General features: G+C 44.4%; 10 protein-coding genes. 6 read left to right on the forward strand and 4 right to left on the reverse strand.

What is annotated here, in order from left to right; genetic code table 11:
• Positions 1-270: 270 nt before the first annotated feature.
• The 4 genes from FKN93_RS03620 to FKN93_RS03635 are packed head-to-tail and all read right to left on the reverse strand — an operon-like array spanning position 271 to position 4363.
• Positions 271-1191 carry a L,D-transpeptidase family protein gene (locus FKN93_RS03620; protein ID WP_161425991.1) on the reverse strand — a complete coding sequence of 307 codons (921 nt, stop codon included), beginning with the start codon at positions 1189-1191 and terminating at the stop codon, positions 271-273.
• A complete protein-coding gene (gene phrB, locus FKN93_RS03625; RefSeq protein ID WP_170904499.1) occupies positions 1181-2608 on the reverse strand; it encodes a deoxyribodipyrimidine photo-lyase in 1428 nt (475 codons plus the stop codon). Before phrB ends, FKN93_RS03620 begins: the two co-directional genes overlap by 11 nt.
• Complete coding sequence (locus FKN93_RS03630) at positions 2605-3417, reverse strand: MerR family transcriptional regulator (protein ID WP_004396799.1); 813 nt, start codon at positions 3415-3417, stop codon at positions 2605-2607. Before FKN93_RS03630 ends, phrB begins: the two co-directional genes overlap by 4 nt.
• Positions 3407-4363, reverse strand: coding sequence for a DUF523 and DUF1722 domain-containing protein (locus FKN93_RS03635; protein WP_170904500.1), 957 nt, complete (start codon positions 4361-4363; stop codon positions 3407-3409). The genes FKN93_RS03630 and FKN93_RS03635 overlap by 11 nt, the downstream gene beginning before the upstream one ends.
• Positions 4364-4767: 404 nt before the next feature.
• Between FKN93_RS03635 and deoD the strand changes: the two genes are divergently transcribed.
• The 6 genes from deoD to FKN93_RS03665 all read left to right on the forward strand — a co-directional run bounded on the left by deoD (position 4768) and on the right by FKN93_RS03665 (position 12629).
• The gene (gene deoD, locus FKN93_RS03640; protein ID WP_004396801.1) at positions 4768-5478 is read left to right on the forward strand and encodes a purine-nucleoside phosphorylase; all 711 of its coding nucleotides are present in this window, start codon (positions 4768-4770) and stop codon (positions 5476-5478) included.
• A 23-nt stretch (positions 5479-5501) separates the two neighbouring features.
• On the forward strand, positions 5502-6971 hold the full coding sequence (locus FKN93_RS03645) for a hypothetical protein (RefSeq protein ID WP_004396802.1): 1470 nt from the start codon (positions 5502-5504) through the stop codon (positions 6969-6971).
• Between the two features lie 349 nt (positions 6972-7320).
• Positions 7321-8817 (forward strand): hypothetical protein, encoded by a 1497-nt coding sequence (locus tag FKN93_RS03650; RefSeq protein ID WP_170904501.1) that lies wholly within the window; start codon positions 7321-7323, stop codon positions 8815-8817.
• On the forward strand, positions 8798-10378 hold the full coding sequence (locus FKN93_RS03655) for a GGDEF domain-containing protein (protein WP_170904502.1): 1581 nt from the start codon (positions 8798-8800) through the stop codon (positions 10376-10378). Before FKN93_RS03650 ends, FKN93_RS03655 begins: the two co-directional genes overlap by 20 nt.
• 283 nt (positions 10379-10661) lie before the next feature.
• Positions 10662-11315 carry a flagellar brake protein gene (locus FKN93_RS03660; protein WP_233268140.1) on the forward strand — a complete coding sequence of 218 codons (654 nt, stop codon included), beginning with the start codon at positions 10662-10664 and terminating at the stop codon, positions 11313-11315.
• Between the two features lie 390 nt (positions 11316-11705).
• Entirely contained in the window at positions 11706-12629 is a 924-nt protein-coding gene (locus FKN93_RS03665) for a DUF368 domain-containing protein (RefSeq protein ID WP_040905172.1), read from the forward strand.
• Positions 12630-12766 lie beyond the last annotated feature (137 nt).

The raw sequence follows: 12766 nt of genomic DNA on the forward strand, positions 1-12766 counted from the left end.
AGCGATGTTTATTTTTTCAGCTAAAAATCAACACGCCCTAGCCTGCAATTTACTTGTTCCTATCGTAGTGGAATACTCTGACTCATGGATAGGTTGTGAGTCGAAACCAAGGAAAAACTCAAGTTCGCAACAGGCTGCATGGCCATAACCGGGCCGGACTATAGCACAGGAACCACGATTTTAGGTAACCCTATCCCATTGGCGGAAGGCACATTATTACAAATATGTGACAAAAATATGAATTAGGATAATCACAAAGGTAAATGATTCTCACCAATCATCACTGACCGATGGGGCCACCACCTGTACAGGGAAACCATTTTGCGCAGCAATGGCCGCTCGAGCACGTGCGTCAGAATGATGAGAGGCGCTCAGCCACCAAGTTAACTCAACCGGCAAATCAAGGGATTTTTTACTCCCATCACTACGGGTTAGAGGCTCATGAGCTTCAAGGTATACACTGCGATCAGGCTCCAGCGTGACTTTGATCGGCTCATCGATGATCCGCACTTTTACCCCGCGATCCACTTGGTGAAAAAGCCACTCAATGTCTTTCGGATCCATACGAATACAGCCCGCACTCACGCGCATGCCAATCCCAAAGTCTTTGTTAGTGCCATGAATAAGATACTCTCCTGAACCATAGGCTAAGCGCATCGCATAGTTACCCATCGGATTATCTGGACCGGCAGGAACCACCGCGGGTAACTCAATGCCGCGCTGCAAATACTCATTACGCACTGACTGCGGCGGAGTCCAAGTTGGGTTACGGCGCATTTGGCTGATTTGTGTGGTCATTTCTGGCGTATCACGGCCAATTCGACCAATTCCAACCGGGAAAATATGCACCTGCTGAGTATTAGGTGGAAAATAATACAAACGCAACTCGGCAAGATTGACCACAATGCCTTGATACTCAACCTCAGGTAAAATGACCTGTGAAGGAATCGTCAACACCAAACCCGCTTGGGGGAGAAACGGGTCGACGCCTTTATTGGCCGCCATTAAAGCCAGAAAACCGACATCATATTGGCCTGCTATCTGCGCCAACGTTTGTCCTTCTTGCACTTCATGATAATGCATCCGCCCGACTAGGCGACTGCCCTCTTTAGGCAAGTCATAGACTGCCGCTTGCAAAGAGGCAAGCCCACTTAACCAGAGTAAACCAATGAGAAACCCGTTACGCAACATCAATAGGATTATCCTTTGCTTCTTTGTAGAGACGTAAGGTTACTTCTCTTGCTACTTTATGATCAACCATCGGTGAAGGATATAACAGAGACTTAACACCCGGCCATTTCCAAGGCGTATGAATATAGGCAGTAGGCACACTGGCCAGTTCAGGCACCCATTGACGAATAAATTGCCCGCTGGGATCAAACCGCTCACCTTGAGTGATCGGGTTAAAAATTCGAAAATAGGGCTGACCATCACAACCGGTGGAAGCGCACCATTGCCAACCGCCATTATTCGCCGCGTAATCACCATCGATTAATTGCTGCATAAAGTAGCGCTCTCCCCAATGCCAATCGATATGCAGATCTTTGGTCAAAAAACTCGCCACGACCATTCTTAATCGGTTATGCATCCAACCGGTTTGATTTAATTGCCGCATCGCCGCATCGACAATCGGATAGCCAGTGTTACCCTCACACCAACGAGCAAAAGCTTGCTTATCATCAGACCATTGCAGTTGATCACCCCATGAATGAAAAGCTTTGCCTTTCGATAATTTACTTTCAAACACCAATAGATGCTGATAAAACTCGCGCCAAATCAATTCACTCAACCAGATTTCCGCGCCAGAAGATAACAGGGCAGATTGCGATTGCGCATACATTCGCGCAATACATTGCCGGACCGAGAGCATGCCAATCGCCAGATAAGGAGAAAGCCGACTCGTGCCTTCCTGAGCAGGAAAATCACGTTGCTGATGATAATCATCGATCGATTGCTGGCAAAACTGACGTAATTGGTGGCGTACAGTTTCAAAATCTACGGGCCATTGATCACTCGATACTCGTGGATAAGCAAAGTCTTGCCTCTCATTCCACAACGCGTTGTGTTCAGAGTCTAACAACGGATTGACTGCGGCAGTTGGCGTTGAAACGATGACTGGCGGTGTAAACCGACTCAACCAGGCCCGTTTGAAAGGAGTAAAGACTTTAAAATACTCCCCTTGTTTATTTAATACCTGCCCAGGCGTAAGCAGACACTTATCATCACAAGCTAACCAATCAATCCCGAGCGTACTTAATGCCTGTTCAGTTTGGCTATCCCGCTGCTGTTCATTCCATTCATAGTCGCGATTGACCAACACTTGATTGACCGACAAGCTTTGTGCAAATTCACTGACCACTTGACTTGCTTGTTGATAGTCATCAACCTGTTTGTAAAATAAAGGAATATTTAATGCCGCTAATTCTTGCTGCAAAGTAAACAAACGGCGATAAATGAAATCCGCTTGGATCGGAGCCAAGTCATGACGTTGCCACTGATGAGGTGTAGCCACGAAAAGGGCCGAAACCGATTCACCGCTGGCAATCGCCTGCTGTAATGCTGTGTTATCTATCGCGCGCAAATCTCGGCGCAACCAGACCAGTTTCATGACTCATTCTCCTGATGGGTTAAGACATCCAAAACACTGGATAAGACCAAGTGATCCTGCAGTTGGGTTTTCAACTGAGCCAACGCAGAGCGCTGCGCTTCTGCTAAACTTCGATGTGAAAACACACTCACTCCTTGCCAGTCGTGCAAACTCTCGTGCTGGAGCAAGCCACTCATATCGTCAACGCCTTCAATAAACGTCACTTGATAGCCTTTTTCGGCCCACATTACCGCCCAAAGCCAAGCAAGAATGCTACCGTGTCCATCAAAGCTGATACACAAACAAGGACCACGATGCGCCGCTTTATTTTCCGATTCGAGAATACTCGATAATTTACTGAGCATCAGGCTGCTAAACAGCCCCTTTTGCAGCGAGCGTAATGGTCCTTTGACCTTTTCCAGAGCTTCAATCACCGGCAACACAAACTGCGCTTCAATAATATCCAAAGGGTATTCTTTCATTACCGTGGCAATCACATTCGCGGCTTTGGCTCGTTTCAATTTAGCCAACGCGTCCAGTAACGCAGAACACGCTTCAAGCTCTCCACCCGGGTCCAGCACCTCACTTTCCGGTAGCTGATTGTTGTGTAACAACTGACTTACTTTGCCAATCGAGACGCCTTTTAATAACCAGCTCTGAATGGTTTGGATCGTCTGAATATCCTGTTCGGTATACAGCCGATGCCCTTTCTCGGTACGTAAAGGTTGCAACAAGCTGTAGCGACGCTGCCAAGCACGTAACGTTACAGGCTTAACGCCGGTTAACTCCGCAACTTCACGAATCGCATAGTGCTTCGCCTCATAGTCCATAACGTAATCTCAATGTTTGTGGGTGGGGATCCAAATAACGCTGCTGACTAAGATACTCATCAGGATACATGGATAAATAGTGCTTAATTAACGTTAAAGGCGCGAGCAGAGGCAATAAACCTTGACGATATTCATCGATCACTCGCGCTAACTCGGCTTTCTGTTGTGCGGTCAAAGAGCGTTTAAAATAACCTTGGATGTGCATTAGCACGTTAGTATTATTTTTGCGGCTAATACGGTGAGTAAGTGCTTGCATTAAGCCTAAGCGATATTGCTCGATAAAGGTGTCGGTCGGATATTTGGTCACTTCCGCGACTAAACGCCCTAAAGCTTTGTAGGACATCGGATGATGAGCCATTAAAGAGAGTTTATAACGCGAATGGAATTCTACGACTTTGCCTGCCGTTGGCTGTGAGCCAAGCGATTGGTAAAAATCATTTAAACAAAAAACGCGAGTAATAAAATTTTCTCGCAGCACAGGGTCATTTAATCGACCATCCTCTTCAACCGGTAGCCAAGGCATCCGTTGCATTAATTGTTGCGTGTACAACCCGACGCCATTTTTTTCAGCCCCGCCTCGTTCACCGTAGACTTTGACTCTTTCCATGCCACAGGTCGGCGATTTAGCACACACGATATAACCGGATAAATGTTCAGATTGCAGCTGCTCTATTTTCTGCTCGGAATAATTGAGTAAAGCCGCCGTATGATCGCGGCTGGCATCTTTTGTTTCCACCAAGGCGATGCGTTCATTATTCGACATTAAACGTATGGTTGGTCGTGGCACTGGTAGCCCCATACCGACTTCGGGACAAACGGAAACAAATTCGAAGAAGTTGGCCAACTCTTTGGTAACAAAGTTGCTTACTTTATGCCCAGAGTCAAAGCGAACCGGTTCACCGAGTACACAAGCGCTAATACCAACGCGAATAGGGGTCGATTCCATCTTTTTTCTCCTAATGACGATAATGTTGGGTAACATCACTCACGGTTGTACAATTATTTTATTTGTATAAGGTATAGCACAGCTCCGCAAAGTTATACAAATTATTTTTTTGTACATGAAACTGAGCATCTTTTGTCTCCCTATTCGATTAAGCAGCTAAAAAGCCTAAAATTACAGCGAGAAAACGAGTGTTTTGTGATTCAAACGATTAACAAATCGATTGCGCCATCAAATTAAACAGATTTAGTTATCAATAAGGGATTCAAAAGATTATCAAGGTGTTTTTGTGACTTAGTTCTCACGGAGTACTGGTACGACAAGATAGTATTGCTGCAACTGAACATTCATCAGTCAACAATAATCGTAATTAACTATTGTGACTGATTAACTCTTGGAGAAAAATGATGGCGACCCCACATATCAACGCACAAGCAGGCGCATTTGCAGAAACCATTTTGATGCCTGGCGATCCGCTTCGCGCAAAGTTCATCGCCGAAACCTATTTAGACGATGTGACCCAAGTTTGTGATGTCCGTAACATGTTCGGTTACACCGGTTTTTACAAAGGTGTCAAACTGTCCGTCATGGGTCACGGCATGGGAATTCCATCCGCGAGCATTTATGTACACGAACTGCTGGCTGAATACGGCGTAAAAAATATTATTCGTATCGGTAGCTGTGGCGCTGTTCGTGATGATGTTAACTTAATGGATGTGGTGATCGCGATGGGCGCATCAACCGATTCTAAAGTAAACCGCATCCGTTTCGGCGGGCATGATTTTGCTGCAGTGGCCGATTATGACTTGCTAGAAACCGCAGTTAACCAAGCGCGCGCTCATCAAATTCCAGTTAAAGTCGGTAATATTTTCTCTGCCGACCTCTTCTATACTCCAGAGCCAGAAATTTTTGAAAAGATGAAAAAGCTAGGCATCTTAGGTGTCGATATGGAAGTCGCTGGTATTTATGGTGTTGCGGCAGAGCACGGCGCTCGCGCACTCGCTATTCTCACCGTCTCTGATCATATTTTGCGTGGTGAAAAACTCAGCTCTGAAGAACGTCAAAAATCGTTCCATGAGATGATGACCATTGCGCTCGATACGGCAATCAACCTTTAATTTTTTACCCCGAGGGGGAGATCGTGTCTAACGACCAATTACCAGCGGCCGCTGAAGGTTTGCAACTCAACTTTTGTAAAACATTGGCGTGTGATAACTTTGGCTTGAGCGACGCAAAACATTATGTTCTGCAACATGCGAACCCAAAGCGGCCAACGATGGTTTGTCGTGAGTGTGGAGCTTTCCCCCCCTTACTTAATAATCGCGATGTGCTTAATGAGCTGCATCGCTTACGTCAGCAACACAGTGATGGTTTGCCCGCGTGTCGGCGCGATAATTGTCAAAATTTTGGCTTATCGGTGCACACTCACAAGCACCTTTATCACGCTTTTGGTTACAGTGGCGACAGACAGCGTTATCGCTGTAAACAGTGCCACTCGACTTTTGTCGATAAATGGTCAGGTTCGAATAATAAACTTTTATTACAAGAGAGCTTACTCGGCTTGCTGTTTACCGGATATTCTGTGCGCGAAATTTGCCGCAAGTTACACATCAATCCTAAAACTTTTTATGATCACGTCGAACACATTGCCAGCCGATGTCGACGTAAATTAGCCATGATTGACGCTCGATGGGTCAATCACGCCAAGACGTATCAGTTAGCCTCTTATTATTTGCCGCTACAACCTCGCAGCAATAATGGCGCGCTGTGGATGGCAACGGGTGATGCCAAAACCGGTTATATTTTGTGTCAGCATGTCAACTATTCAATACATGAACAGGCGCAAGGAACGAACGATCACGATCCTTATCATCTACCTGCACGTTTTGTCAGTAAAGATTACTCTTCAGAATCAAACCTCCCGCTGTCAGTTTCTTCATCTATTTTACGGGAACGGATTGATCAAAAATATCAAACGATTTTAGCGCGAGGCAATGTTGAAGACCCAATGGGGAATTTAACGCGTTTTGATTATCCATCAAAAGGAGCATTAATTCGCCCGCCCTATACCGCGTATGCTCATTATCTGCATGTGCTCGATCTGTGTCACAGCGATAAACCTGTGACGATTTTCATGCCACAAGATCCCTTATTACGCTCCGCATCAATGAGTGTTTGCTTACCTCGTATCCAAAATAACACCGTACATCTGATGTACGTTGAAGAGGATGAAACCTGGTCAAACCATCATGCATTCAACAAAATCGATATCGTTCTCATGGGCTGGTGGCGAGATCGATGGGCGATTATTAATCATCAGAATAGCGCGAAAGGGATCTGTTATTTAGCGGGTAATCAGCCCGATCCCGAGCATTGGCTATCGATCGCTTCCACCCGTCAAATAGCTTTCTACCAACAGCGCTTCCAATTACTGTTTGAATCGCTGATTAATGAGCCGCGTCGTAAATTACGTCCCGGTGGCATCTTGCCGTTATTGGATATTTTCCGTGCTTGGCATAACCTCTGTTATCAAGATAAATATGGTTTCACCGCAGCACAAAACTTAGGCGTAACTCAACATCCTTTAACATTAAAAGAGCTTTTATCATAACGTAGCCTCCGGCAGCATTAAAAACCGCCCGCAAAAACACTCTTCATCCCCTGCGGGCGGTATTCAGTACTCAATCAAGGTTATAGACTCGAACACAAGGTCTATCGACCCCATCACGTATTCACACTAGACTAAGAGGGAAGTGACTTTCTTACCACACCTTGGGGTGAATCAAGAAATGTGAACTAAGATCAATAAATACGGTGTCATCGAGTAATTCACAGTACATTACTTGTCGATAGAGATAAGCTTAAGCCTAAAGACCATGCACAAAAAGGTTCAATCATCCTTGATTAGGAAAGATGGCCTAAGGTTAATCAATCAGCATGGTACTGATAAGGATGATCATTTGGATAAGCATCAGCGCCTCCTCGAACAGGAAATTAAACAACTAAAATCGAGAATTGATTCTGAACCTCAACAGGTCATCGCTATCGCTCAGCAATGTTTATCTCGAGCCGAGCAGTTGGATTATTCTCAGGGTATCTTGCAATCACAGATCATTCTCTCACGTTGCGCTTGGGTCAATGGCGATTATCGCCTTGGTTTGAAAACCATTAAGCAAGCTTATCTCCACCAACACAGCCAAGATAATGATGATTATCTCGCCGAAATTTTTCATGTTCATGCTCTGCACTTCTGGGGACAAGCAAAATATTACACCGCACAACAGTATTGGATTAATGCGCTTGAGCAAGCTTCCCTTGTCGATGATACCGAAATCCTAATCGAAAGCCTTATCGGACTGGGTAATATTTGGCGCATGACTCATGACTATCAACTGGCTTGTTCTACCCATGAATTAGCCGTCAAAGTCGCCAATAATTGTCGAATCGCTTGGTTAGAAGGCAAAGCTCGGATTTTATGGGCTTGGGACCTTTATCTGCTCAATCATTACTTAGATATGCTTTCTGTGCTCGATGGCGCAGAAGAAGCCTTGCAAACTCATGCCGATCAAACTTGGCAAGCAGAAATATGGGATTTTCGTAGCCTCGCATTATTGGGTTTAGAACGTTTAGCGGATGCCGAACAAGCCACACAACGCGCGCATGATTTAGCTGAGCGACATAACCTGCCATGGATGAAAGCTCACGCTTATATTAGCCGCGCACGATTAGAATTATTGCGTAAAGACATCGATAAAGCTGGTCAGTTACTCGCTTTGGCCGAACAATCTGCAGAGAAATTCGATGATCGAGAGCTACTCTCGCAAATTTGCTATCAACAATCGTTAGTCGCGGAAGAGTGTGGTAATTACCCGCAAGCCTTGGCCGCTTTTCAAAAATATCGACAGCTTTCTCTTAGCATGCAACGTGAACATACCGCGCACTTAGGGTTAGATAAGGCGCGCCTCTCAAAACGGCAATTAGAGCAGCGGGCTCGAAAACTCACTCGTCGTATCCGCTCCCAGTATGAATATGATCCACAAAAACATTTATCTAATGTGGTGTCCGAAAACTACTGGTGGGAGCAGCTAATGCTTTACAAAGCGGAATTAAAGCAAAGTAAACATTGCGTGTTGATCATTCGTCATGACGATCCCTCCTATTTAGATACCTGCACGGAAATCATCCATACCTTGTGTGTCGCGCCGGATTTATTATCCCGTTTAAGCCCAACACGATTAGCCTTATTGTTGGCGGAAATCGGCCCTCCAGCCGAGCAGTTTTATCATACCCTTGAGCAAATATTGGACGTCTATCCATGGCAACGCAAAGGCTTAACCGGGCCAAAACCACGATTAACTTGGCATGATATCTTGAGTTTTCCGTTTACTTTAGAACAATTAGAACAATTAGAACAACTTCAAGCACAGGAAGAGGCCAATGGAAACACTGCTCAATAAAATTCAAGATGCAGGGTTAGATGTCACTGCCGTGAATGGGGAAGAAGCGATCATCTTTTGGCATCATGTTTATCAACATATCGCCAATTCTCCTGAAGAAAAAGCCTTGTGTCTTACGTTAAGTGCCGAGTATCGTGCGGAACTTAACCAATTAGCAGCCAGCTCTGAGGAGTTAAATGCCGCACTAGATCTGCTCAGCGCCAGCAAAAATATTGAGCTAATTTTAAGTATTAAACAGAGTCTCAGCGAACGCTTAATCGAGCTTAGCCACTACCATGCGGCACTAAACGAATACGTGACCATCTCCCATCTTGCCGTCACCCATGGCTATATTGATGACTTTGCACAGTCAGTACTTGGGATGGGGAATTTATGTGATGCCTACGGCGATCATAACCGTGCGCTGCGTTATTACCAAAAAATCGATGCGCTTGACCACGCACTCAGCAGCCGATCATTACGCTTACGTTATAAATTACATATGCTGGCCTGCTATCTACATCTTCAACGTTTTTCGGCGGCTTATGATTTACTCAAGGAGTGTGAAGAGCTCAGTATCTTAGTCAGTGATAAAACCTTGATGGGGCAAATTGCACTGTATCAAGCGAAGTTATGTCGTCAACACGGTCAATTGGACCAAGCGATCACTCGACTATCCCATGTCCAATATGTCAGTGGCAACGTCCATTCGATGTGGCTGTCTAACATGATACGCATTGAACAAGCTTATTGCTTATTAGAGTTAGATAAAGCACACATGGCAGCGTTGCTACTCACTACCACGGAAAAACGCCTCACGAAACTTAATGTACCGATTTTAGAACAGAGCCTCTATGCGGCATTCAGTGAAGTGTGTGAACGCCAAGGCGACTATCAACGTGCCTTATATTATGAGAAAAAAGGCTTTCGCTTAGAGTCTGACTTAGTAAAACGTATTCCGATTGGTGAACTGGGTGCGGCTCAATTGCGCCGCTTGGCTCGCTTCGAACCACAGTTAAAACTGATTCTCTCTGAACAAGAAAACCGCGAACTAAAAGAGACGACTGAGCACCAAAAAAACACCGTCGCCCAATTACAGCAAGACGTCTTCACCGATCCATTAACCCAATTACATAATCGCCGTTGGTTAGAAATAAAACTGAAAGATTTACTGCTCCACGAGACGTCTTTTGCTTTTTTAGTGGTGGATATTGATCACTTTAAATCGATTAATGATGAATTAAGCCATTTAGTCGGTGATAAAGCGATCACTCATGTTTCTGAAACGCTTGCCGATTATTTTAAGTTTCGTGGAGCCTCCTGTGTGCGCTTTGGTGGAGAAGAATTTTTAGTCATTCTTGAAGGCTGCTCATTAGACCAAGCCATTATGCATGCCGATACCTTCCGAGAACGTATCGTCAATTACGATTGGCAAACCATATTAGGCGAACGAGGTCTCACCGTCAGTATTGGTATCACCCTCCATCGTGATGGTGAAAATACTCAGCGAACCTTCTATCGTGCTGATAAAGCGCTTTACAGAGCGAAAGCCAATGGCCGCAATCAAGTTTGTAGTGAATAGTCATCAACTACAAACTTGATCTAAAACGCTTAATTTTTGCTTAAATTGCTTGGAAAAGGCCTCGAATCCACCTAAGATCGGCCACTGTTCACTTTTATAAATTTAACAAAAAGCGAATTCAGACCCCATAAAAAATCGACAAAGCAACGATTACACCCAAGAGTCTGAACGCGGAGCATTTATGCATACAACGTCATTAATCAATCATGAAAAACTGGCTCACCCTAAACCACCATCAACAGCCGATACCGTCACCACGGTCAACAGTATTGATGCTTTAGCGATGGTAGAGCATGGCAGTGAGTTAACCTTAAGTATTACCACACCGGTAGGAACAAAATTTCTTTGCAAAACCGCGTTTATTGGTACTCATTCAGACACTTATTTACTGATTGAAACGCCTAAAATTTCAGCCGATGACTTGAATTATTACTTCCAGCAAGGTTTTTGGATCCATATTCGCGCTATTTCATCGCGCGGTGAAGGGGCAAAAATTCATTTCCGTAGCCAACTGCTGCATACCATTCAAGATCCTTTGGCTCTTTTGGTACTTTCTATCCCCAATACCATGCAGGTGACGCAATTGCGTCAAGAACCCCGTTATGAGGTTAATTTGGCGGCTCGTGTGATTTGTGAAAACCAACGTTCTGAATGTGAGGTGAGAGATCTATCGAAAAATGGTTGCCGTTTTATCACACCACCATTAAGCCGCCATTGGCAAGTTGGCGATCATGTCAGTATTGATATCTCGACTGAGCGACAGCATAGCCAAGTTTTTTCGCCTCTAACTGGACGAATTTGCAATCTACAGCGCTCGATTCATCACGTTCGGTATGGCTTGAAATTTGACGAGTCAGGAAGAGAAAGTGCGAAAACACTGCTCGGACAGTTGAAATTCAATGGTACTAAACTGATGCTGACGAAATCATCTCAATAAAACATCATTTTCTTAACAACAAAAAAATAGCCAGTCGCAACACGGCGACTGGCTTGTATTGGGTGAACAAATTGTCGTTCACTAACAACGTCAGTTGATTAAAACGGCCCTCGGCTTAAGAAGGGCCGCAACAAATTATGCACTAGGTTTAATTATATTTAAAGTTGCAATCAGTGACTGGCGTTATATTTACTAATATTTTCATTCGGTTAATTGCAAAAAAACATCATTAAACTCAGAAAAACAAGGTTTAGATCACACTCAAACACGGCAGCGATTAAAGCCTTCAAGCTCAGTGATGAATCGCGGTTAGCAATAACAACGGTAGGAGGGGGAAGTGGACTTCGCTATACTTCTCCATCGCTTAATAGCCACCTTTAGGTCAGTATAATGAATTATCTCAGCACATTTTTAAAAGGGATCGCTATGGGAGCAGCAGATGTTGTTCCAGGTGTCTCTGGCGGCACTATCGCTTTTATTACCGGAATCTATGATACTTTATTAGAAAGTATTCGGCGCATTAACCCACACCTAATCCAACATTGGCGGCAACATGGGTTGCTCTCCACTTTTCGCCATATCAATGGCGGATTTTTATTGGTTTTATTCAGTGGCATTTTTACCAGCATACTCACCTTAGCGAAATTCATCTCTTGGCTATTAGTTAACCAACCTATTCCCACGTGGTCATTTTTCTTCGGATTAATCATGGTCTCGGTGTGGCATATGCTGCAGCAAGTAGAAAAACGGCAGGCTTCACGTTTTCTCGCTTTTATCGTCGGTGGTGTCTTCGCTTATACCATCACCATGATTAATCCTATTCAACTCGATGTGACAACATTCAATATCGTGCTAGCAGGCAGCATTGCGATTTGTGCAATGATTTTACCTGGCATTTCAGGCAGCTTTATTCTTCTATTACTCGGCATGTATACTCCGATCCTCAATGCTGTCAAGACGTTACAAATTGATATGCTGAGCTTATTTATGTTTGGCTGTATCCTAGGCATTACCAGCTTTTCCCATCTTTTATCATGGCTACTCAAACGTTATCGAGATGTCACTCTGACTTTTTTAACGGGTCTGATGATGGGAACACTACCTAAAATTTGGCCGTGGAAAGAAACGTTAACGTGGCGAACCAACTCCAGTGGCCAAGAAGTTCCGGTATTACAGCACAACCTATTGCCTTGGGATTACGAGCAACTCACCACTCAACCAGCACAATTAGGCATTGCCATACTATGCATGCTAAGTGCGGTGATCATCGTCCTTGGACTAGAAAAAATTGCTCAGCGTGAACAGAGCCATTAAAGCGAGTTCATGTGCTCACCATTGAATTCACACTTCAACAACAGAACCGAGATAATCTAACAACATAAAGGCAATGCAATTACTTTCATTTTACATCGATATTTTTCATGATTGTGAGTAATTAAACCTAGACACCA

It is taken from the genome of Vibrio sp. A8-1 (assembly GCF_013048685.1).
In the GTDB taxonomy this organism is placed as follows: domain Bacteria; phylum Pseudomonadota; class Gammaproteobacteria; order Enterobacterales; family Vibrionaceae; genus Vibrio; species Vibrio metschnikovii.